The organism is Acidovorax sp. SUPP1855, assembly GCF_030158955.1.
Classification (GTDB): Bacteria; Pseudomonadota; Gammaproteobacteria; order Burkholderiales; family Burkholderiaceae_C; genus Paracidovorax.
Window position 1 is genome coordinate 197921 of record NZ_BQXI01000006.1, and the last position, 20915, is coordinate 218835.

Consider the following 20915-nt stretch of genomic DNA (forward strand, 5'->3'; position numbering starts at 1 on the left):
TCATGAGGATGTGCCATGCCCCTCCCTCACTCCCCCTCCGCAAACATCTCCACCAACACCCCCCGCAGCCACTGGTTCCCCGGATCCCGGTGGTATTTCGTGTGCCAGAACAGGTTGATCGCCACCTGCGGCAGTTTGGCCGGGTGGGGTGCATAGGCCAGACCGAAGGGCTCGGCCATGCTCTGGGCCATTTTCTCGGGCACGGTGGCGACCATTTGCGTGGCCTGCAGGATGTGGCCGATGGCGACGAAATGCGGCACGGTGAGCCGCACGTCGCGGGTCACACCCATGCGCTCCAGCAGTTCGTCCACCTTGCCGTGGCCCGTGCCTTCGGAGACGACGACCACGTGCTCCGCCTTGGAAAAATCCGCCAGTGCGATGCTGCGGCGCTTGTGCAGCGGGTGGCCCTCGCGGAACAGGCACACATAGGGTTGGCGGAACAGCCGGCGCTGGAAGAAGCCGGCCTTGAGCTGCGGCAGCAGGCCCACGGCCAGGTCCACTTTGCCGGCTTCCATGGCGTCCTTCAGGTCGGTGGCTGAATTGCGCACGGTGGTCAGGCGCACGCCCGGTGCGACCTGGGCCAGCCGCTCCAGCAGGCGGGGCAGGAAGTAGATCTCGCCGATGTCCGTCATGCCCACCTTGAACACGCGCCGGCTGGTGGCGGGATCGAACCCCAGCTTGTGGTTGAGGGCGCCGTGGATCATGGCCAGCGCGTACGACACCGACTCCGCCAACTGGTCGGCATAGGGCGTGGGCTGCATGCCCTGGGCCGTGCGCAAGAAAAGCTCGTCACCCAGCAGGCGGCGCAGCCGCGCCAGCGCGTTGCTCACCGCCGGTTGCGTCAGGCCCAGGTTTTCCGCGGCCTGCGACACCTTGCGCGTCACCAGCAGCTGCTGAAAGACCACCAGCAAATTCAGATCGATGTCTTCCAGTTCCACGGGGCACCTTTATTCATCAGGGTGATGCGGTGTATTCACGCCATTCTATTGGCTGATTATCGGATCGCGGGAATGATCGGGGCCATAACAACGACCGTGAGTGAGACAACCCGATGGAACTGCATATCGAGCCGCTGGGCCGCGTGCTGCCCGTGGCGCCGGGCGCCAACCTGCTGGAAGTGCTGCGCGAGCACCAGATTCCCGTTTCCTACAGTTGCATGGCCGGGCGCTGCGGCACTTGCCGCTGCAAAGTGCTATCTGGGGAGGTGATCGATGCGGGCCAGGCGCTGCGCATGCCGCCGCTGGGCGGCGGCGAGGGGCAGTACGTGATGGCCTGCCAGACGGTGCTGAGCGAGTCCTGCACCATCGAGATTCCCGAGCCCGACGAGGTGGTGGTGCACACCGCCCGCACGCTCAAGGCCACGGTGACGGCGGTGGAAACGCTCACGCACGACATCCGCCGCCTGCGCCTCAAGCCGGCCAAGCCGCTGGACTTCTCGCCGGGGCAGTACGCGCAGTTGCAGTTCGGCCCGGGCCTGGTGCGGCCGTATTCGATGGCCGGGTTGCCGCACGATGACGAACTCGAATTCCACGTGCGGCTGGTCGAGGGCGGTCAGGTGTCCACCCATGTGGCCCAGGTGCTGGCCGTGGGCGATGCGGTGCGCGTGAGCGGGCCGCTGGGCTCGGCCTACCTGCGCCGCAAATACGAGGGCCCCATGCTCTGCGTGGCGGGCGGCACGGGGCTGGCGCCGATCCTCTCCATCGTGCGCGGCGCGCTGGAGTCGGGCATGCCCAACCCCATCCACGTCTATGCCGGCGCCCGATCGGCGCGCGACGTCTACGGCCTGCCGTGGCTGAAAGATCTGCAGCAGCGGCACCCGCAATTGCAGGTGCATGCCGTGGTGGCCGCGGCCGATGCGGCGCCGGGCCAGCGCATGGGCCTGGTCACCGACGCGATCGCGCAGGACTGGCCCACGCTGGAAGGCTGGCGCGCCTACCTGTGCGGATCGCCGCCCATGGTGGAGGCCGTGTCGCTGCTGGCGCGCCAGCGTGGCGTCGCCGCCGAGCACCTCTATGCGGATGCCTTCTACGCCAGCACGCCGTGAGGCAGGGGCCAGCGCCCCTTCCTGCGCGCCCTTCCTTCTCTTGATTCGCAGCGCCCCATCACAAGCCCCAAGGAGACAACGCCATGAGTACGCCCCACCCCGTCTTCCCACTGCATCCGACCTGGGAAAGCCCCGGCACGCACCGCGTGCCCTTCGCGGCCTACACCAGCGAGGACATCTACCGCCGCGAACTGGAGCGGTTCTTCTACCGCAGCCACTGGTGCTACGTGGGCCTGGAGGCCGAGGTGCCGAACCCGGGCGACTTCAAGCGCACGGCCATCGGCGAGCGCTCCGTCATCCTGGTGCGTGGCGAAGACATGCAGCTGCACGTGGTGGAGAACGTGTGCGCGCACCGCGGCATGCGGTTTTGCCGGGAGCGCCATGGCAACCGCAAGGAGTTCGTCTGCCCCTACCACCAGTGGAACTACAAGCTCGACGGCGCGCTGCAGGGCGTGCCTTTCCGGCGCGGCGTCAAGCAGGACGGCAAGGTCCACGGCGGCATGCCGGCGGATTTCAAGCTGGAGGAACACGGCCTGACGCGGCTCAAGGTGGCCACGCGCGGCGGCGTGGTTTTTGCCTCGTTCGACCACGGCGTGGAGTCGCTGGAGGATTTCCTCGGGCCGGTGATCCTGGGTTACTTCGATCGCCTGTTCAACGGCCGCAAGCTCAAGATCCTGGGCTACAACCGCCAGCGCATTCCGGGCAACTGGAAGCTGATGCAGGAGAACATCAAGGACCCCTACCACCCCGGTCTGCTGCACACCTGGTTCGTGACCTTCGGCCTCTGGCGGGCCGACAACAAGTCGGAGCTGAAGATGGATGCGCGCCACCGCCACGCGGCCATGGTGTCCACACGCGGCGAGGCCAAGAAGCAGTCCGACGTGTCCAACGTCTCCAGCTTCAAGGCCGGCATGCAGCTGGAAGACCCGCGCTTTCTCGACATCGTGCCCGAGCCCTGGTGGGGCGGGCCCACGGCGGTGATGACCACGCTGTTCCCCAGCGTGATCCTGCAGCAGCAGGTCAACAGCGTTTCCACGCGCCACATCCAGCCCGTGGGGCACGATGCCTTCGATTTCGAATGGACGCACTTCGGCTTCGAGGACGACACCGAGGAGATGACCGAGCGCCGCCTGCGCCAGGCCAATCTGTTCGGGCCGGCGGGCTTCGTCTCGGCCGACGACGGCGAGGTGATCGAGTTCTCGCAGCAGGGCTTCGAGCAAAAGCCTTTCCATCGCGCGCTGGTGGAACTGGGCGGCCGGGAGGTGGGAGACACCGACCACATGGTCACCGAAACGCTGATCCGCGGCATGTACGAGTACTGGCGCAGCGTGATGGAAAAGGAGGACTGAACCATGGACGCCCAATCCACCGCGATCGAATTCGCCGACTACTTCGCCCTGCAGCAGCTCTATTCCGACTACGCCGCCGCGCTCGACGCGGCGCAGTGGGACCGGTGGCCCGGCTTCTTCACCGAAGACTGCCTCTACCGCCTGCAGCCGCGCGAGAACTACGAGCGCGGCCTGCCGCTGGCCACGCTGTCGTTCGACAGCCAGGGCATGCTCAAGGACCGCGTCTACGGCATCCGCGAAACGCTGTTCCACGACCCGTATTACCAGCGCCACTTGATCGGTGCGCCGATCGTGCGGCAGGCCGGGGAGGGCCGCTGGGCGTGCGAGGCGAACTACGCCGTCTTTCGCACCAAGCTCTCGGAGCCTTCCACGGTGTTCAACGTCGGGCGCTACCTGGACGTGGTGGTGCGCACGCCCGAGGGCCTGCGCTTCGCCCGCAAGGAGTGCATCTACGACAGCGAAATGATCCCGAATTCCATCATCTACCCCATCTGAGAGGAGACACACCATGCCAGCAATCGACACCGGATGGACCGAGGCGACCCCGCGCGCCGACCTGCCCGAGGACGACGTGGTGGGCGTGACCGTCGAGGGACGCGACGTGGCGCTCTACACCGTGGACGGCGAAGTGTTCGCCACCGACAACCTGTGCACGCACGGCAATGCGCGGCTGTGCGACGGCTTCCTGGAGGGGCACGAAATCGAGTGCCCGTTGCACCAGGGCCGCTTCGACGTGCGGGACGGCAGCGCGCTGTGCGCGCCGCTCACCCAGGGCCTGCGCAGCTACCCCGTCCGTGTGGAGCAGGGAACGGTGTACCTCAAGCTCGCTTGACGCGAGGCGGCATGCGCCGCCGTCTCAGGTGGGCGCCGCCAGCGTGCCGCGCGGCGTCTGGAACTGGAACCCCTCCACCACGCTTTTCAGCCGCCCGGCGTGCTCCAGCAGGCTGGCCGCCGCGGCGGAGGACTGTTCGACCAGCGCGGCGTTCTGCTGGGTCATGTGGTCGAGCTCGGTGACCGACGTGCTCACGCGGCCCAGGTCGCTGGACTGGCCTTCGACCGACGTGCTGATGGTGCCCACCACCTGCGAGGCGCGCCGTGCGCAATCGACCACGTTCTGCATGTTGCGGCCCGCGTCGGCCGCCAGCGTGCTGCCGCGCTCGGCCTGCGCCACCGAGGCGGCGATCAGCGTGCGCACCTCGCGTGCGGCCTCGGCGCTGCGCCCGGCCAGGGCCCGCACCTCGCTGGCCACCACGGCGAAGCCCCGGCCCTGCTCGCCGGCACGGGCGGCTTCCACGGCCGCGTTCAGCGCCAGGATGTTGGTCTGGAAGGCGATGCCGTCGATCACGCCCACGATGTCGGCAATGCGGCCGGCGCTGGAATGGATGCCCTCCATGGTGGCCACCACCTCCGTCACCACGCCGCCGCATCGCTCGGCCAGTTGCGTGGCCTCCTGCGTCAGGCGGCGCGCGGCCACGGCCTCCTGCACGCTGTGGCGCACCACGCCGTCCAGCTGCTCCATGGACGCGGCGGCCTCCTGCAGGTGCGAAGCGGTGCGCTCGGTGCGCTGGCTCAGGTCGCGGTTGCCGGAGGCGATCTCGCCCGAAGCCGACGCCAGGCCGGCCGCAGCCTGATGCACGTCCGCCACCACGCCGTTGAGGCGCCCCAAGGCGCCCTGCAGCGCCCGGGCCGCCGCGCTGCGCACGACCACATGGCCCACGTCCAGCGACAGCTGGCCGTTCGGCTGCAGGCGGCACAGCTGCTGCAGCTCGGCCGACTCGATGGCGTCGGCCCGCGTACGCATGGCGATGGCGACTTCCACCGCGGTCTGCACCACCACGAAGCTGGCATGGATGAGGATGCGGCCGAAGTCGGGCTCGGTCAGGCAATAGATCGGCAGCCCCGCCAGTTGCAGCCGGTCGAACGCGATGTGGTGCACGGCGATCAGCCCCGCCGCGAATAGGATGGGCCGCCAGTCGCGGTAGGCCAGCAGGAAGGCCAGGAACACGAAGACGCCGAAGTGCATTTCGGTGGCGCCCAGGCTGAGCTGGATGTGCAGCGCCACCATGCCCATGCCGGCCACCACCATGGCCAGGCGGCTGAGCAGCGTGCCGCGTGCCAGCAGGTAGGCCAGGGCGGCCAGGCCCGTCAGCCCCAGGCCCCACAGCGCGGCGGTGCCGGGCCGGCCGTGCACCACGCCGATCCAGAGGGCGATACCCCAGCCCAGGGCGACGATGCCCAGCAGGAGGGCGTCGGCCCGGCGGCCGATCGCATGCAGGGCGTCGTGCGCGCCCATGGAGATGTCGTGGATGCCTTCGCCTCGTGCCATGCGGAATGCTCCCTGCAGTTTCGTTGGGACAGGCCGCGGGGCAGGCAACGCATGGGGTTGCTCCCGAGAATCGGAACCAGCAATCAGGACGCGGCGGGAAACATGTTGTAACGCAGCGGGCCCTAAGGCGTCAACCGAAAAGGTGTGGCGGGGCCTTTCTGCTCAGGCAGGCAAGGCCGGCGGTTGTGCAGGCGCCGGGCCACTGTGGCCGGCAGCCCGCTGCGCCAGCCAGAAGACGGGCAAGGCCAGCACCGCACATCCCGCCAGCACGGCGAACGCGAGGCCGAAATGCCCTTGCGCACCGACTACGCTGTTGGCAACGGCGGGGCTCAGCGCGGCGCCCACGCCTTGCAGCGTCATCACCAGCCCCAGCGCGGTGTTGTAGCGGCCGCTGCCGCGCACGTACCGTTCCACCATCAGCGGAGTGGCCACGCCCAGCGCGCCGGCCGCCAGGCCATCGAGCACCTGCACCGGAATGTTGGCCCAGGCATCGGGGATGGCCCAGGCGATGACGCACCGCACGGGGAGCGCCAGGATGGCGATGTAGACGAACACCTGCAGGTCCCACCGCCGGCTGCGCGACACCCACAGGGCCACCGGCACCATGGTGAGTTGCGCGACGACGATGGCAACGCCCGTCCACAGCAGCGGGGACGAGTCGGGCACCGTGGCGGCGAGCCGCTGGTTCAGCAGCGGCAACATGGACGCATTGCCCAGATGAAAGAGCGCACAGGCCAGCCCGAAGCACCACAGCGCGCGGTGGCCCAGAAACGCGCGGAAACCTTCGGGTGCCACGGCTTCGGGGTGGGAGGAGGGGGCAGGCTTGGCACCGTCGGCTTCGGCGCCGCGCGCGGCCACATGGTCGATGTCGCCCGGCCGGATCGCCCGCAGGCACGCCAGCGCACCCACGGCCATGGCGGTCATGACGACGAGCATCCAGGGCGCGCCCATCCAGTGCGCAAAGGCCGCGGCCCCCAGCGCGGACACGATGTTGCCGGCATGGCTGTAGGCCTCGTTGCGGCCGGTCTGGTGGCGCAGGCCGGCGCTGCGCGCCAGCCCGAGCGTGAGCGCGGCCAGTGCGGCCGCCAGCACGGCGCCGGCAGCGCCGGTGAGCACCTGCGACAGAACGAGCAGGCTGGGCGACCGGGTCAGGAAGGCGACGGCGCTGGCGCCCAGCACCGCCAGCGCGCAGACCGCCACCAGCGCCCGCTTGGCGCGCGTACGGTCCGCGAGGGCGCCGGCCAGCGGCGTGGCCGCCATGGCGGCCAGCCCCCCGGCGGACAGCACGATGCCGATCATCGTCTGGTCGATGCGCTGGGTCTGCAGGTAGGTGGCGAGGAACGGACCGAGCCCGTCGCGCACGTCCGCCATGAAGAACGCCATCCAGGCCAGGGCGGTCAGGGAAGCCCCGGCCGCAACGCCCGTGCGGGCGGGCGGCGGTACGGCCGGGGTGGGCGCGGAAAGCGCGCCGGGGGCGGTGTGCGCGGCGGTCATGGCGTTACGGCTTGGCGGGTTTGCCCGGCACGGCGTGGCCGTTGACGGTGTGCGCCTCGATCACGTGGGCGCCGGTGCTGCCGCGCAAGGGCCGTGCGGGGCCCTCGGCCGTCACCGCATCGCCCGGCTTCAGGTGCAGCCGGGCAAAGCCGTCGGGTCGCGTGTGGATGAAATCGCCCGTGTCCAGCACCACGCCGTTGGGCTCACCGTGCCGGGCGTGGTGCAGGCGCGCCACATGGCCTTTCACCTCGCGCGGTGCGTCGTCCGGCGCGAACGCCTGGCCGTCGATGGACACCAGCCGCTCGAACGCATAGACCTCGTGCGCGGCCTCGCCATGGGGAGGCGGTGGCGCCACGGTGCCGTCGACGATCACCGTCTGGCCGGCGCGCAGGGCCTCGAAGGACTGGGCCGCGCGGTCGTCGTGCTTGCCGAACACGAACTGCGCAGGCACGCCGTCCACGTCGATCATCACGCCCTCGACGTCGCCGCGCGGGCTGTAGAGGGCATGCTGGAACTGGCCTTCGAGGGACCAGACGTCGATCATTTCCTGGGGTTTGCTCATGGTGTTTCCGAATGGGTGAGGGAATAAGAAACCGGTGTATGAAGCGTGCCGGGCGGCGGTTTTACGGGCGCAGCGCCGGGGCGCCGATCGGGCCGCCCAGCATGTCCTGCAGGGTGTCCGGCGTGGCGCCCATCTGCGCCGCTTCCATGCCGGTGCCCAGCGCGTTGCGGGTGCCCCAGCCGCGCACCGCCACGGTGGCGCCGGGCTTGAGCAGCGCCGCGACCGACGTGCCCATGTGGGGCGGAAAGCGCACGACGACGCCGTCTTCCAGCAGCAGGCCATGCGCATCGCCGCGGCTGTTGAACAGCACCTGGGCCACGCGGCCATTGGCCTGCAGGGCCGTCAGGGCTTCGCGTGGGGGTGGCGGGGGGCGCTGGCCGGGGGTGGGCGGCGTGTCCTGCACCGTGCGGCCCTGCGACTGGAAGGTCTCGGCGCGCAGCACGGGCGCATCGGGACGGTGCCAGCCGGTCACTTCCAACGGGTCGCCGGGGCGCAGCCACGCGGTGAGGGATTCCGACAGGTGGGGCGGGAAGGCGATCTGCGTGCCGTCCTGCAGCAGCAGGCCGTCCGCTTCGCCGTTCGGGTTGGGCAGCCAGCGTTGCAGCCGGCCGCTCGCGGTCGCGGACTGCTCGGCGGCAGGAGCCTGGGCCAGGGGGCCCGGCCCGCCGGGCGGGGGTGGGGGCAGCTGTGCGTGGGCGGTGGCGGCGGCGAGGGCTGCGGCCATCAGGCTGGTGCGGAGCAAGGGGTGGAGCGTCATGAAAGTCATCCTTTCGAGTGGTGGTGCGCTTTCTCACTCAAGACGCGTGCCAGGGCTGAATTCCTTATGAATCAACCACTTGCGTGCGATGGTGACCACGCGCAGTGGGTGGAGCGGCGACAGGTTGTCTGCTTTTGCGACAGGCCGGCGGTCATTCGATGCCGTATTGCGTGAGCTTGCTGTAGAGCAACTGGCGGTGGATGCCCAACCGCCGGGCCGCGAGCGAGCGGTTGCCCTGGGCCTGCGCGAGCGCGTGTGCCAGCATCCGCCGCTCCAACTGCTCGATGGCCTGGGGCAGCGATCCCTCCAGCCAGGCGGCGGGCAACGCGTCGCTCGCCCCGGCGCGGTGGCTGTGGCCTAGGTCATCGGGCGTGGTCGGCGATGGCTGTAGCCCCAGGTCAGTGGCCCCCACCACCGGGCCGCGCTGCAGGGCATGGCAGCGCTCCATGGCATTGCGCAGTTCGCGCACGTTGCCCGGCCAGGCGTGGTCCAGCAGCGCGCGCGCCGCGCCGGCCGACAGCCGTTTGGCGGGCTGCGGCGCCGCTGCGCCGCGCAGGAAATGCTCGGCCAGCGGCACGATGTCGGCCAGGCGCTCGCGCAGCGGCGGCAGCACGATGTGCAGCACGTCCAGCCGGTAGCGCAGGTCTTCGCGAAAGCGCCCTTCGCGCACGGCCGCCGCGAGGTCGCGGTGCGTGGCGGCCAGCACGCGCACGTTCACCTTCACGGGCCGGTGGCTGCCCAACGGCGTGACTTCGCCCTCCTGCAGCGCGCGCAGCAGCTTGGCCTGCACCTCTGGCGCCATGTCGCCGATTTCGTCGAGCAGCAGCACCCCGCCATCGGCCGCGCGAAAGCACCCGGGCCGCTCGGTGGCCGCGCCGGTGAAGGCGCCCTTCACATGGCCGAACAGCTCGCTTTCCAGCAGTTCCTTCGGAATCGCCGCGCAGTTCACCGCCACGAACGGACCCGCCACGCGTGTGGAATGCCGGTGCAGGGCACGCGCCACCAGTTCCTTGCCGGTGCCGGTCTCGCCCTCGATCAGTACCGGGGCGTCGCTCGCGGCGGCCATGCCGATGCGCTTGTGCACCTCGCGCATGGCTTCGCTGATGCCGATGAGTTCGCCGTCCTCTTGTGCATCGGGCAGCGGTGCTGGCGCAGCGGCCGTGGCACCGGCGTCGGCCTCGGAGCGCAGGGCGCGCTCCAGCACCTCCACGACCGCCGCGCGGCTCACGGGCTTGGTCAGGTGGTCGAACGCCCCCAGGCGCATGGCCTCGATGGTGCCCGAGCCGCTGGCGTAGGCAGTGAGCACCAGCACGGGCGGCAGCCGGGCCATGCGCGCGGCCAGCGCCTGCAGCGTTTGCAGCCCGTCCATGCCGGGCATGCGCTGGTCCAGGAAGATGGCGCTGTAGCGGTGGCTCTCCACCCGGCGCAGCGCCTCGGCCCCGCCACCGGCGCCGTGCACTTCGTGGCCCAGGCTCTGCAGGGTTTCGACCAGCGATTCGCGGAAGGCCGCGTCGTCATCGACGACTAAGAGGCGCGCCATGGCAGCTCCAGGATGAAACGGGCGCCGCCGCCTTCGCGGGGCGCGTAGTGCAGGTCGCCGCCATGGGCCAGCGCCACTTCGCGCGCCAGGGCCAGCCCCAGGCCGTTGCCGTCGGCGCGGCCGGTGGCGAAGGGCTCGAACAGTTGCGCCCGCAGGTCTTCGGGCACGCCGGGGCCGTCGTCCTCCACCGTCAGCGTGCACAGGGTGCGTGTCGCATCCACCTGCGCCGACAGCACGGCCTCGCCGCCAGCCGGCGCATGGCGCACGGCGTTGTCCAGCAGGTTGTCGATGGCGCGTGCCGCGTGCACGGGGTCGAACACGGCGTCGGCGGGGGCCTCGCCGCGCAGCGCCAGCCGCACGCCGCGGGCCTGGGCCGCTGGGCGGGCGGTGTCCAGCCGTTCCTGCAGCCAGGGGCCGAGCGGCACGGTGCGGGGGCTGAGGTTGAGCGGCTGCACCAGCGAGAGCAGGCTTTGCACCAGGCCCTCCATACGGTCGATCTGCGTGACGATGGACGCCAGCGCGTCGGCATGGGGGGCCGGGGGCGCGGCCAGGGCGTTGTCCGCCTTCAGGCGCATGGCGGCGATGGGGTTGCGGATCTCGTGCGCGACCGACGCCGTCATGCGGCCCAGGGCGGTCAGGCGCAGGTCGCGGTGGCGCTGGGCCAGGGCCTCCTTCAGCCGGGCACGGGCGTCTTCCAGGCGGGTGCCGAACGCGTTGAAGCCGTCGACGATGCGGTCCAGCTCGCGGATGCCGGTGCGCTCCAGGCGCGGCACGGTGTCGCCCTGGGCCTGCGCCAGCGCGCCTTCCAGGCGCCGCACCTGGCGCAGGCCGCGCAGCAGCATCCAGCCCAGCCAGGCACCCGATCCCACCACCAGCAGTGCCAGCACCGCGATGCCGGTGCGCAGGGTGTCCTGGGCGGCGATGGCGCCGGCGTGAGCGCGCGTCATGGTCCACACCGCGGTGCCAGGGTGCGCGGCCAGGGGGCAGGCCGCGACGACCAGCACCTCGCGGCTGCCGCGCACCAGGTTCACGATGGGCTGGCCGGTGCTGCCGGCCTGCTTGGCCGACTCGACGATGAGCGGCTGCTCGGCGGCCGGCACGTCGATCTTGACGCCGCTGCCTTCATAGGTGGGGTAGGCGTAGGCCAGCATGCCGCTGCCGGCGCGCCACACGCCGCCTTCCACCTGCGGCACTTCCAGCAGCACCACGTGCAGCAGCACGCGCAGCAGGTCGGTCTGGGGGCTGTCGGCCGGCACGGTGGGCACCGACTTGGCGTAGCGCGTGGCGATGTCCTCGCAGGCCTGCGTGGCGCGTGCTCGGCTGGACGCCACCTGGGCGCCCGAGCCCGTCTGGTAAAGCACCACGATGATGGCCGCGACCAGGGCACAGGCGGCCAGCAGAAAGGCCCAGAAAAGAAGCAGTTGGATGCGCAAAGACCGCACGGTAGCCCATCGGAGTGAGGACGGCGGATCGTAAGGGCGAACACGCGGCCGCCCGGTAGGAAAGCGGCGTGTCTTGCATCGCCCGGTGGTGGCCGCAGCCCGTGCCGGGGCCAGGGGCTTCGAATGGGGCCGATCCGGCCCCCTTGGGATCAGGCGGCTTCGGGGTAAAACAGCTTGCGTGCCGGCACGGGCGCCACGGCCTGGCCGATGGCCGCGATGTGGTCCGGCGTGGTTCCGCAGCAGCCGCCCACGATGTTGACCAGCCCTTCGGCGGCGAATTCATGCACCAGCCGGCTGGTGACCTCGGGCGTCTCGTCGAACCCCGTGTCGCTCATCGGGTTGGGCAGGCCCGCATTGGGGTAGCAGCTGATGAAGGTGTCTTCCGCCACCCGGTTCAGCTCCTGGATGTAGGGGCGCATCAGGGTGGCGCCCAAAGCGCAGTTCAGGCCGATGGCCAGCGGCCGGGCGTGGCGCACGCTGTGCCAGAAGGCCGTCACCGTCTGGCCCGAGAGAATGCGGCCGGAGGCGTCGGTCACCGTGCCGCTGATGATGAGCGGCAGGCGCTCGCCGCTTTTCTCGAAGAACTCGTCGATGGCGAAGAGGGCCGCCTTGGCGTTGAGCGTGTCGAAGATGGTCTCGACCAGCAGCACGTCGGAGCCGCCTTCGACCAGGGCCTCGGTCTGCTCGTAGTAGGCCGCGCGCAATTGCTCGAAATCGACGTTGCGTGCGCCCGGGTCGTTCACGTCGGGGCTGATGCTGGCCGTCTTGGGCGTGGGGCCCAGGGCGCCGGCCACGAAGCGGGGCTTGTCGGGCGTGGCGTATTTGTCGCAGGCGGCACGGGCCAGCTGCGCCGATTTCAGGTTCATCTCGCGCGCGAGATCGGCCATCTTGTAGTCCTCCTGCGCGATGGTCGTGGCGCCGAAGGTGTTGGTCTCGATCAGGTCCGCGCCGGCAGCCAGATAGCGCTCGTGGATGTCGCGGATCACGTCGGGCCGCGTGAGGCTCAGCAGCTCGTTGTTGCCCTTCACGTCGCGCGGAAAGTCCTTGAACCGGTCGCCCGCGCCGTCCGGGCCGCTGTAGCCCTCGCCGCGGTACTGGGCCTCGCCCAGCTTGAAGCGCTGGATCATGGTGCCCATGGCGCCGTCGAGGATGGCGATGCGGCGGGCCAGGATGTCGGGTAGCTGCTGTCCGCGGGTATAGGTAATCTGCTGCATGGCTGAATTGTAAGAACGCTGCATGCCGGCCACGCCGCCGCCGCTGGTGTTCTGTAAAAATGTATTAATAGGTAATATGAGTGACTCGCGGTTTTCGCTGCGATGCGGGCCGCCGTCAGGCGGGCGTCGTTCGCCGGCCTGTCGCCCGGCCCGCCCCTTCCTCGTTCCATGGAGGCGAAAAATGCCCTCACCCACTGCCTTGCCCTCGCTTCTTCGCCGGATCCGGCCCCTTTGCCTGTGCGTGGCCGCGGTGTGGGCGGCCGCCTCTGGAGCGCAGACCCCGGAGCTGCCCGCTGCGGCGCCGGTCGAGTCGCACGAGACCGCGCCGCACGACGGCCATGAATGGGGCTACACCGGCCCCGCAGGCGCCGAGCATTGGGCGGACCTGGCCAAGGAAAACGCGCTGTGCGGCAGTGGGCAGCAAAACAGCCCCGTCGACCTTCGGCAGGCGGTCGCGGCCGATCTGGGGCCCTTGCTGCTGAACTACCGTTCGGTGCCGATGGCGGTGCGCAATACCGGGCACTCCATCCAGCTCGACCTTCCCGGCGGCGGCACGATGCGCACCGGTGGCCGCCAGTACGAGGCGCTGCAGATCCATTTCCACCACCCCAGCGAGCATCTGCTGAATGGCCGGCGCTTTCCGATGGAGGCGCACATCGTTCACCAGGGCCCCGACGGAACGCTGGGCGTGCTGGGGATCTTCTTCGAAACGGGCAAGAGCAACCCCGTGTTCCAGCGGGTGCTGGATGCCATGCCCCGGGACAAGGGCCAGACCCAGGCGGTGGCCCATGCCTCGATCAAGGCCAGCGACTTTCTTCCGCCACAAAAGCACCGCCGCTTCTTCCGCTACGAAGGATCGCTCACCACCCCGCCTTGCACCGAAACCGTGGACTGGGTGGTCCTGAGCGCGCCCCTGCAGGTCTCCGCGGCGCAGATCGATGCGTTCGAGCGCGTCTACCCGTTCAATGCCCGCCCGCTGCAGCCGCTGCACCGCCGGTTCCTGCTGAAGAGCCGCTGAAGAGGGCGCACGGCGACGGTGCTTTGCTCGCGGGCCCGCTTGCCTTCCTCTCGCCTTGGGTCCGGCCATCAGCGGCCCGGGTTTTCCGGCCGGGGGGTGCTCCGGGCTGCGGTTGCGGCCACGTCCAGAAAGGTTTGCAGCGCCGGGGTCACCGCTTCTCCATGCCACGCCAGCACACCCACCGTGGGGTGGTGCAGACGGGCAATCGGCACGAACCGCACGCCCTGGACGGCCGCCTGCGCCATCGAGGCCGGCACCAGGGCCACGCCCATGCGCATGGCCACCAGTGCCACCACGGTGAGCCACTGCCGGGTGGCATGGCGCGTGTGGGGGTGGATGCCGGCACGGTGGAAGAGGGCGATCACGTTGTCGTGGTTGGCCGGCGCCACGTCGCGCGCGAACATCACGAAGGTCTCGTCGGCGAGGCTTCGCAGGTCGACTTCCGCCTGGCCCGCCAGGGTGTGGTCCTGCGGCAGGCAGGCCACGAAATGGTCCTCGGCCAGCGGCAGGCTGCGCAGCGGCGCGGGCACGACGCTGGCATTGATGAAGCCGGCATGCAACTGCCGGTGCAGCAGGGCTTCGAGCTGCTCGCCCGAGGACATCTCGCGCAGGTTGACCTCGATGCCCGGCGCGCGCTCGCCGAAGGCGCGCACGATGGCGGGCATGTCGCGGTACACCATGGAGCCGGTGAAGCCGATGTCCAGCCGGCCGCGCTGCCCCGCGGCCACGGCGCGGGCCGTCTCGCCGGCGCGCGCCACGCGGTCGAGCGCCACGCGCACTTCGGCCAGGTAGGCGTGGCCGGCGGGCGTGAGCGCCACCTGCTTGCTCGTGCGCTCGAACAGCCGCACGCCCAGTTCGTCCTCCAGCGCCTTGATGCCCGAGCTGAGCGGCGGCTGCGTGATGGCCAGCCGCTCGGCGGCCCGGCCGAAGTGCAGTTCCTCGGCCAGCACGGCGAAGTAGCGCAGGAGGTGCAGTTTCATGGCGGCGATGATGCCAGCGCGGCCCACAGCGCCGGCAGCGGCTTGCGGCCGTTCAATAGGATTTCGGCAGGCCCAGCACCTTCTCGGCGATGAAGCACAGGATGAGCTGCGGGCTCACCGGCGCCAGGCGCGGTATCCACGACTCGCGCAGGTAGCGCTCCACGTGGTATTCCTTCGCGTAGCCCATGCCGCCGTGGGTGAAGATGGCGCGCTCGCAGGCGTGGTAGCCGGCCTCGGCCGCCAGGTACTTGGCGGCGTTGGCCTCGGCCGCGCACGGCAGGTGCTGGTCGTACAGCCATGCGGCTTTCTGCACCATGAGGTGCGCCGCCTCCAGCTCCATCCACGACAGGGCCAGCGGGTGCTGGATGCCCTGGTTCTGGCCGATGGGGCGGCCGAACACCTCGCGCTCCCTGGCATAGCCCGCGGCGCGTGCCAGCGCCGCGCGGCCCAGGCCCACGGCCTCGCTGGCGATCAGGATGCGCTCGGGGTTCAGGCCGTGCAGGATGTACTGGAAGCCCTGGCCTTCCTCGCCCACGCGGTCTTCCACCGGAATGCGCAGGCCGTCGATGAACACCTGGTTCGAATCCACGCATTTGCGCCCCAGCTTGTCGATCTCGCGCACCTCGACCGTGCGGCGGTCCAGGTCGGTGTAGAACAGGCTCAGGCCCTCGGTGCCGCGGCATTGCTCCACCGGCGTAGTGCGCGCCAGCAGCAGGATCTTGTTGGCCACCTGCGCGGTGCTGATCCAGACCTTCTGGCCGTGCACCACGTAATGGTCGCCCTCCCGCACCGCGCGGGTCTTGAGCTGGAGCGTGTTCAGCCCGGTGTTGGGTTCGGTCACGCCGAAGCAGGCCTTGTCGCGGCCTGCGATCAGCGGCGGCAGCCAGCGCGCCTTCTGCGCTTCGGTGCCGAACACCACCACCGGGTGCAGGCCGAAGATGTTCATGTGCACCGCGGAGGCGCCGGACAGCCCCGCGCCGGTGGCCGAGATCGTGTGCATCATCAGCGCGGCCTCGCGGATTCCCAGGCCGGCGCCGCCGTAGGCCTCGGGCATGGCGATGCCCAGCCAGCCGGCGTCGGCCAGCGCGCGGTGGAAGTCCTCCGGAAAGCCGCCTTCGCGGTCGCGGCGCAGCCAGTAGTCGGCATCGAACGGGGCGCACACGCGCTCGATCGCGTCCCGGATCTGGGCGTGTTCGGGAGAGAGGTCGAAGTTCATGGGGCGGGCCGGATCACCTTGTCGGGCGATTCGCCGTAGGGCGGGCTGTAGATCACCAGCAGCTTCACGGGGGTGTCGCTGGTCACGGTGAAGACATGCATCTGGTCGGCCGGAAAGAAGCACATGTCGCCCGGCACCATGTCGAAGGCTTCGCCCGCCACTTCGGCGCGGGCCGTGCCTTCGAGCAGGTAGCACGATTGCTCGATGCCCGGATGGGCATGGGGCAGGGCGCCGCCGCCCTTGTGCAGCGTGCCCAGCAGCACCTCCATCTGCCGCGCGCCCACCGTCTCGGGGCCGATCAGGCGCTGGTTGTGCGTGTGGTGGTGGTTGGCGGGCTGGTAGCTGGGCACCTGGGGGGCGCGCACGCGGTACCGGGGCGCGGTGGTGGGGGTGGCGGGGTTCATGCGGGTTCTCCGGTGGCGGCGTGGCAGGCGTTTTGCGCGAGCAGGGCGTCGATCTGGGTGGGGGTGTAGCCGGCCTCGGCCAGCAGGGCGCGGGTGTGTTCGCCCAGTTGCGGCGCAGGCGCCAGGGTGCGGGGCGGCGGGGTGGCCGACCAGCGCGTGGGATGGGCCATGGCGTGCATGGGCCCCTCGGTGGGGTGCACGCTGTCGTGCAGGAAGCCCGTGGCGCGCAGCTGCGGGTTGGTGAGCAGGTCGGCCGGCGAGTTCATCGGCATGTGCGGCACGTCGGCGGCATCCAGCAGCGCCTGCCATTGGGCGGTGGTGCGGGTGCGCAGGATGCGCGCCACCTCGGCATAGACGGCATCGATGTTCGCCGCGCGGGCGCCGTGCGTGGCAAAGCGCGGGTCCTGCGCCAGGCCCTGCGCCTCGCCGATCTCGCCGATGGCCGCGAAGAAGCTGCGCCAGTGCTTGTCGTTGTAGATCAGCACGCAGAGCATGCCGTCGGCCGTGGCGTAGGGCTTGCGGTGCGTGGTCAGCAGCCGGGCATAGCCGGCCTCGCCCTGCGGCGGCTCGAAGGTCAGGCCCGCCATGTGGTCGCCCAGGATGAATTGCGCCATGGCCTCGAACATGGGCACGACGATGGCCTGGCCCTGGCCCGTCTTCTCGCGGGCATAGAGCGCCGCCGTCACCGCGTACACCGCATGCAGCCCGGTCACGCGGTCCGACAGCGTGGTCGGCGCATAGGCCGGCTCGGGCGCGCCGTAGCGCTGCATGAGCCACGGGATGCCGGTGGCGCCCTGGATCAGGTCGTCGTAGGCGGGGCGCGCCGCGTCGGGGCCCTCCTGGTCGAAGCCGCAGCAGCTCACGTGGATGAGGCGCGGGTTGCGCGCGGCCACGCTGGCCGGGTCCAGGCCCAGCCGCGCCAGCGCCTGCGGGCGCACGTTGCTGATGAGCACGTCGCAGCGCTCGGCCAGCCGCAACGCGGCTTCGCGGCCCTCCGGGTGCTTGAGGTCCAGCGCGATGCTGCGCTTGCCCGCGTTGGCATGCAGGAAGATGTGGCCCATGCCGGGGTGGCGCATGGGGCCCACATGGCGCATGTTGTCGCCGTCGGGCGTTTCCACCTTGATGACCTCCGCGCCCAGCTGGGCGAGGATCTGCGTGGCGAACGGGCCCATGATGACCGAGGTCAGGTCCAGGATCCGCACGCCCGCCAGGGGGCCGGTGCGTGAAGTGCTATGCGTGTTGTCGGTCATGCCATTCTCCAGAACGTCTGACAGGGGCAGCGGCCGGTGCCACCGGTGCGGCCAGCGCGAGCAGACGCGGCGCAAGGGCCGCCCCGCCGCGCTGGCGTCGTCCCCCTTCCCGCAGCGCGCAGCGATACGAGAGCAAGGGGGGAAGCGGCAACGCCGCTCAGGGGGATGTCGTTCATTCGGGCTGGATGCGGGCCTGCTGGATCAGCGTGCGCCAGTGGGCCAACTGGTGGGCCACGTAGGTCGCGAACTCCTGCGGCGTCTTGCTGGGCCACACCTGGAAGCCGATCTGCGCGAGCTTGTCCTGCGTGTCCTTTTCGGCCAGCACGGCCTGCAGCTCCGTGTTCAGGCGGTTCACGATGGCCGGCGGCATGCCGGCCGGCCCGAAGATGCCGTTCCACGACGTGAGGTCGAAGCCCTTCACCGTCTGCCCGATCAGCGGCACGCCCGGCAGCAGGGGCGAGGGCTGCGTGGTGGTGATGCCCAGCGTGCGCACTTTGTCGCTGGTGAGCATGCTCTTGCCCGAACCCAGGTCGGCCACGTAGACCTGCACCTGCCCGCCCACCAGGTCCGTCATGGCCTGAGGGCTGGACTTGTAGGGGATGCTCAGCACATCGACCTGCGCGATGTGTTTGATGCTCTCCATCGCCACCAGCGAGGTGCTGTTGGGCGTGGCGTAGCTCAGCTTGCCCGGGTTGGCGCGCGCGTAGTCGATCAGTTCGGCCAGCGTCTTCGCCGGCACGCCGGGGTGCACCGCCAGCGCGAAGGGCAGCTCGCCCACCCGCGCCACGGGCGTGAAGTCCTTGATGGGGTCGTACTTCAGGTGGCTGTAGAGCGCCGGGTTGGCCGAGTGCGACGTGTTGGTCGTCATGAACAGCGTGTAGCCGTCCGGTTTGGCCTTGGCCGCGATCTGCGCGGCCACCTGCGCGTTGGCGCCGGGCTTGTTGTCCACCAGCACCGGCTGCTTCAGGCGCTCGGCGAGCTTTTGTCCCACCGTGCGCGCGACCGAGTCCGTGCCGCTGCCGGCCGCGAACGGCACGATCAGGGTGATGGGGGCGTTGGGGTACGCCGGCTGCTGGGCCCGTGCGGGCGCCATGGCGGCGGCCAGGCCGCAGGCTGCCAGCAGGGCCGGGATGAGGTGCTTCATGTCGTTTGTCTCCTGGGTCGGTAGGCCATGCCCCTGTGCCGGGGCTGAAGGCATCTTGTCTGGCGCAGCGATTCGCGTCCAATTGAATAATCGGAGCGATCCATTCGCGTTGCGAATCGTTGGGGGCCGCCGGCCGGTGGTGGGGGCGCGGGGCCGGCGCACAATAAGCGCCTTTCCTGGTGGGCCGCCCGGCGCGGCGGGGCCGGGGAATTTCTGTCCAATCGGCCTCTAGTGCATATTCCACTAGGGCGATCTGCTATCAAAAAGAGAGTATTCGATTTTGTCCCCCGCGCATTTCGTTCTGCACGACGTCTTTGGCTATGACCAGTTCCGCGGCCCCCAGCAGGCCATCGTCGAGCACGTGATCGCCGGCGGCGATGCGCTGGTGCTCATGCCCACGGGCGGCGGCAAGTCGCTGTGCTACCAAGTGCCGGCCATCGTGCGGCGCGATGCGGGGCAGGGCGTGGCCATCGTCGTCTCGCCGCTCATCGCGCTCATGCACGACCAAGTGGGCGCGCTGCACGAGGCGGGCGTCGATGCGGCCTACCTCAATTCCACGCTCGACTGGCAGCAGACGCAGGAGCTGGAAAAGCGCGTGGCGCGCGGTGACATCACCATGCTCTACGCCGCGCCCGAGCGGCTGACCACGCCGCGGTTCCTGGAGCTGCTGGACGGCTTGCACCAGCGCGGGCAACTGTCGATGTTCGCCATCGACGAGGCGCACTGCGTGAGCCAGTGGGGCCACGACTTCCGCCCCGAATACCGCGCGCTCACCGTGCTGCACGAGCGGTATGCCGGCGTGCCGCGCATCGCGCTCACCGCCACGGCCGATGCGCTCACGCGGGCCGACATCGTCGAGCGGCTGCAACTGGAAGGCGCACAGCACTTCGTCAGCAGCTTCGACCGGCCCAACATCCGCTACCGCATCGAAGAAAAGAAGGAGCCGCTCGCGCAGCTGCTGCGCTTCATCGAGCGCGAACACCCCGAAGACGCGGGCGTGGTCTATTGCCAGTCGAGAAAGCGGGTGGAAGAGATGTCCGCCGCGCTGGTGGATGCGGGCCTGAAATCGCTGCCCTACCACGCCGGTCTTCCGCCTGAGGTGCGCCAGCAGAACCAGGACCGCTTCCTGCGCGAGGAGGGCATCGTGATGGTGGCCACCATCGCCTTCGGCATGGGCATCGACAAGCCCGACGTGCGCTTCGTCGCGCACGTGGACATGCCCAAGAACATCGAGGGCTACTACCAGGAAACCGGCCGCGCCGGCCGCGATGGCCTGCCGGCCGATGCCTGGATGGCCTACGGCCTGCAGGACGTGGTGAACCAGCGCCGCATGATCGACGAAAGCCCGGCGGGCGAGGAATTCAAGCAGGTCATGCGCGGCAAGCTCGACGCGCTGCTGGCCCTGGCCGAGGCCACCGATTGCCGGCGCGTGCGGCTGCTGGGCTATTTCGGCGAGCCGTCCGAGCCCTGCGGCAACTGCGACAACTGCATCAGCCCGCCCGCGGTGTGGGACGGCACGGATGCGGCGCGCAAGCTGCTGTCCACCATCTACCGCGTGCACGAGGCCAGCGGCCTCACCTTCGGCACCGGGCACATCATGGACATCGTGCGCGGCAAGGACACCGAAAAGGTCAAGCAGTTCGGCCACGACCAGCTCTCCACCTTCGGCCTGGGCAAGGACTACTCCGAGGCGCAGTTGCGCGGCGTGCTGCGCCAGTTGCTGGCCACCGGCGCCGTGGGCCTGCACAAGGTGATGCTGGAGAGCGGCCACAGCTTCGACACGCTCAGCCTCACCGACGGCTCGCGCCCCGTGCTCAAGGGCCAGACGCCGGTGCAGCTGCGCGAATCCACGGCCGCCACGCCGGCCCGGCGCACGCGCCGCAGCGCCGCCCCACCGGCCGCCGCGGCCAACCTGGGGCCGGACGCGCAGGTGCGCTTCATCAACCTCAAGGCCTGGCGCGCCGAGGTCGCGCGCGAGCACAACCTGCCCGCCTACGTGATCTTCCACGACGCCACGCTGGCCGCGATCGCCGAACGCAACCCGTCCACGCTGGACGATCTGCAGGGCATCAGCGGCATGGGCGCCAAGAAGATGGAGGCGTATGGGGCCGAGGTGCTGCGGGTTTGCGGGCAGGGCGAGAGCACCGTTGGATGACACCCGCCTGACACCGCGGC

The 20915-nt window shown here is 70.0% G+C and carries 19 protein-coding genes; 6 read left to right on the forward strand and 13 right to left on the reverse strand.

The genetic code is table 11. The features are described from left to right. Window positions 1-26: 26 nt before the first annotated feature. The gene (locus tag AVMA1855_RS07745; RefSeq protein WP_284425263.1) at window positions 27-938 is read right to left on the reverse strand and encodes a LysR family transcriptional regulator; all 912 of its coding nucleotides are present in this window, start codon (window positions 936-938) and stop codon (window positions 27-29) included. Between the two features lie 113 nt (window positions 939-1051). Here AVMA1855_RS07745 and AVMA1855_RS07750 point away from each other — a divergent pair, with 113 nt between their 5' ends. From AVMA1855_RS07750 to AVMA1855_RS07765, 4 genes are all read left to right on the forward strand, one after another. Further along, window positions 1052-2044 (forward strand): 2Fe-2S iron-sulfur cluster-binding protein, encoded by a 993-nt coding sequence (locus AVMA1855_RS07750; RefSeq protein ID WP_284425264.1) that lies wholly within the window; start codon window positions 1052-1054, stop codon window positions 2042-2044. A gap of 83 nt (window positions 2045-2127) precedes the next feature. Continuing rightward, window positions 2128-3393: an aromatic ring-hydroxylating dioxygenase subunit alpha gene (locus AVMA1855_RS07755; protein ID WP_284425265.1), complete on the forward strand. Its 1266-nt coding sequence runs from the start codon at window positions 2128-2130 to the stop codon at window positions 3391-3393. 3 nt (window positions 3394-3396) lie between these two features. Continuing rightward, the gene (locus tag AVMA1855_RS07760; RefSeq protein ID WP_284425266.1) at window positions 3397-3888 is read left to right on the forward strand and encodes an aromatic-ring-hydroxylating dioxygenase subunit beta; all 492 of its coding nucleotides are present in this window, start codon (window positions 3397-3399) and stop codon (window positions 3886-3888) included. Between the two features lie 13 nt (window positions 3889-3901). After that, on the forward strand, window positions 3902-4225 hold the full coding sequence (locus AVMA1855_RS07765; RefSeq protein ID WP_284425267.1) for a non-heme iron oxygenase ferredoxin subunit: 324 nt from the start codon (window positions 3902-3904) through the stop codon (window positions 4223-4225). A gap of 24 nt (window positions 4226-4249) precedes the next feature. On the opposite strand, the gene AVMA1855_RS07770 is transcribed toward AVMA1855_RS07765, so the two are convergent. From AVMA1855_RS07770 to AVMA1855_RS07800, 7 genes are all read right to left on the reverse strand, one after another. After that, window positions 4250-5719: a methyl-accepting chemotaxis protein gene (locus tag AVMA1855_RS07770; RefSeq protein WP_284425268.1), complete on the reverse strand. Its 1470-nt coding sequence runs from the start codon at window positions 5717-5719 to the stop codon at window positions 4250-4252. A 162-nt stretch (window positions 5720-5881) separates the two neighbouring features. Then, window positions 5882-7213: an MFS transporter gene (locus AVMA1855_RS07775; protein ID WP_284425269.1), complete on the reverse strand. Its 1332-nt coding sequence runs from the start codon at window positions 7211-7213 to the stop codon at window positions 5882-5884. 4 nt (window positions 7214-7217) lie between these two features. Further along, window positions 7218-7775 (reverse strand): hypothetical protein, encoded by a 558-nt coding sequence (locus AVMA1855_RS07780; protein WP_284425270.1) that lies wholly within the window; start codon window positions 7773-7775, stop codon window positions 7218-7220. 61 nt (window positions 7776-7836) lie between these two features. Beyond that, the gene (locus AVMA1855_RS07785) at window positions 7837-8532 is read right to left on the reverse strand and encodes a hypothetical protein (RefSeq protein WP_272566079.1); all 696 of its coding nucleotides are present in this window, start codon (window positions 8530-8532) and stop codon (window positions 7837-7839) included. Window positions 8533-8683: 151 nt separating this feature from the next. Beyond that, window positions 8684-10072 (reverse strand): sigma-54-dependent transcriptional regulator, encoded by a 1389-nt coding sequence (locus tag AVMA1855_RS07790; RefSeq protein WP_284425271.1) that lies wholly within the window; start codon window positions 10070-10072, stop codon window positions 8684-8686. Continuing rightward, the gene (locus AVMA1855_RS07795; RefSeq protein WP_284425272.1) at window positions 10057-11514 is read right to left on the reverse strand and encodes a sensor histidine kinase; all 1458 of its coding nucleotides are present in this window, start codon (window positions 11512-11514) and stop codon (window positions 10057-10059) included. Before AVMA1855_RS07795 ends, AVMA1855_RS07790 begins: the two co-directional genes overlap by 16 nt. Window positions 11515-11663: 149 nt before the next feature. Further along, window positions 11664-12728 carry a homocysteine S-methyltransferase family protein gene (locus AVMA1855_RS07800; protein WP_284410384.1) on the reverse strand — a complete coding sequence of 355 codons (1065 nt, stop codon included), beginning with the start codon at window positions 12726-12728 and terminating at the stop codon, window positions 11664-11666. 181 nt (window positions 12729-12909) lie between these two features. Between AVMA1855_RS07800 and AVMA1855_RS07805 the strand changes: the two genes are divergently transcribed. Then, entirely contained in the window at window positions 12910-13746 is an 837-nt protein-coding gene (locus AVMA1855_RS07805) for a carbonic anhydrase (protein ID WP_284394716.1), read from the forward strand. Between the two features lie 68 nt (window positions 13747-13814). On the opposite strand, the gene AVMA1855_RS07810 is transcribed toward AVMA1855_RS07805, so the two are convergent. The 5 genes from AVMA1855_RS07810 to AVMA1855_RS07830 all read right to left on the reverse strand — a co-directional run bounded on the left by AVMA1855_RS07810 (window position 13815) and on the right by AVMA1855_RS07830 (window position 18740). Next, window positions 13815-14726: a LysR family transcriptional regulator gene (locus tag AVMA1855_RS07810; protein WP_284425273.1), complete on the reverse strand. Its 912-nt coding sequence runs from the start codon at window positions 14724-14726 to the stop codon at window positions 13815-13817. 52 nt (window positions 14727-14778) lie between these two features. Further along, on the reverse strand, window positions 14779-15942 hold the full coding sequence (locus tag AVMA1855_RS07815; RefSeq protein WP_284425274.1) for an acyl-CoA dehydrogenase family protein: 1164 nt from the start codon (window positions 15940-15942) through the stop codon (window positions 14779-14781). Then, complete coding sequence (locus AVMA1855_RS07820; RefSeq protein ID WP_284425275.1) at window positions 15939-16346, reverse strand: cupin domain-containing protein; 408 nt, start codon at window positions 16344-16346, stop codon at window positions 15939-15941. Before AVMA1855_RS07820 ends, AVMA1855_RS07815 begins: the two co-directional genes overlap by 4 nt. Continuing rightward, window positions 16343-17596: a CaiB/BaiF CoA transferase family protein gene (locus AVMA1855_RS07825; protein ID WP_284425276.1), complete on the reverse strand. Its 1254-nt coding sequence runs from the start codon at window positions 17594-17596 to the stop codon at window positions 16343-16345. Before AVMA1855_RS07825 ends, AVMA1855_RS07820 begins: the two co-directional genes overlap by 4 nt. Window positions 17597-17768: 172 nt before the next feature. Further along, the gene (locus AVMA1855_RS07830; RefSeq protein WP_284425277.1) at window positions 17769-18740 is read right to left on the reverse strand and encodes a Bug family tripartite tricarboxylate transporter substrate binding protein; all 972 of its coding nucleotides are present in this window, start codon (window positions 18738-18740) and stop codon (window positions 17769-17771) included. 280 nt (window positions 18741-19020) lie between these two features. Here AVMA1855_RS07830 and recQ point away from each other — a divergent pair, with 280 nt between their 5' ends. Next, window positions 19021-20895: a DNA helicase RecQ gene (gene recQ / locus AVMA1855_RS07835; RefSeq protein ID WP_284425278.1), complete on the forward strand. Its 1875-nt coding sequence runs from the start codon at window positions 19021-19023 to the stop codon at window positions 20893-20895. Window positions 20896-20915: the final 20 nt, after the last annotated feature.

Coding starts and splice junctions, on each gene's coding strand:
- AVMA1855_RS07830 (WP_284425277.1), bottom strand. CDS start 18,740: ATGAAGCACCTCATCCCGGCCCTGCTGGCAGCCTGCGGCCTGGCCGCC.
- AVMA1855_RS07805 (WP_284394716.1), top strand. CDS start 12,910: ATGCCCTCACCCACTGCCTTGCCCTCGCTTCTTCGCCGGATCCGGCCC.
- AVMA1855_RS07800 (WP_284410384.1), bottom strand. CDS start 12,728: ATGCAGCAGATTACCTATACCCGCGGACAGCAGCTACCCGACATCCTG.
- AVMA1855_RS07810 (WP_284425273.1), bottom strand. CDS start 14,726: ATGAAACTGCACCTCCTGCGCTACTTCGCCGTGCTGGCCGAGGAACTG.
- AVMA1855_RS07825 (WP_284425276.1), bottom strand. CDS start 17,596: ATGACCGACAACACGCATAGCACTTCACGCACCGGCCCCCTGGCGGGC.
- AVMA1855_RS07750 (WP_284425264.1), top strand. CDS start 1,052: ATGGAACTGCATATCGAGCCGCTGGGCCGCGTGCTGCCCGTGGCGCCG.
- AVMA1855_RS07815 (WP_284425274.1), bottom strand. CDS start 15,942: ATGAACTTCGACCTCTCTCCCGAACACGCCCAGATCCGGGACGCGATC.
- AVMA1855_RS07755 (WP_284425265.1), top strand. CDS start 2,128: ATGAGTACGCCCCACCCCGTCTTCCCACTGCATCCGACCTGGGAAAGC.
- AVMA1855_RS07775 (WP_284425269.1), bottom strand. CDS start 7,213: ATGACCGCCGCGCACACCGCCCCCGGCGCGCTTTCCGCGCCCACCCCG.
- AVMA1855_RS07760 (WP_284425266.1), top strand. CDS start 3,397: ATGGACGCCCAATCCACCGCGATCGAATTCGCCGACTACTTCGCCCTG.
- AVMA1855_RS07770 (WP_284425268.1), bottom strand. CDS start 5,719: ATGGCACGAGGCGAAGGCATCCACGACATCTCCATGGGCGCGCACGAC.
- AVMA1855_RS07785 (WP_272566079.1), bottom strand. CDS start 8,532: ATGACGCTCCACCCCTTGCTCCGCACCAGCCTGATGGCCGCAGCCCTC.
- AVMA1855_RS07790 (WP_284425271.1), bottom strand. CDS start 10,072: ATGGCGCGCCTCTTAGTCGTCGATGACGACGCGGCCTTCCGCGAATCG.
- AVMA1855_RS07820 (WP_284425275.1), bottom strand. CDS start 16,346: ATGAACCCCGCCACCCCCACCACCGCGCCCCGGTACCGCGTGCGCGCC.
- AVMA1855_RS07780 (WP_284425270.1), bottom strand. CDS start 7,775: ATGAGCAAACCCCAGGAAATGATCGACGTCTGGTCCCTCGAAGGCCAG.
- AVMA1855_RS07765 (WP_284425267.1), top strand. CDS start 3,902: ATGCCAGCAATCGACACCGGATGGACCGAGGCGACCCCGCGCGCCGAC.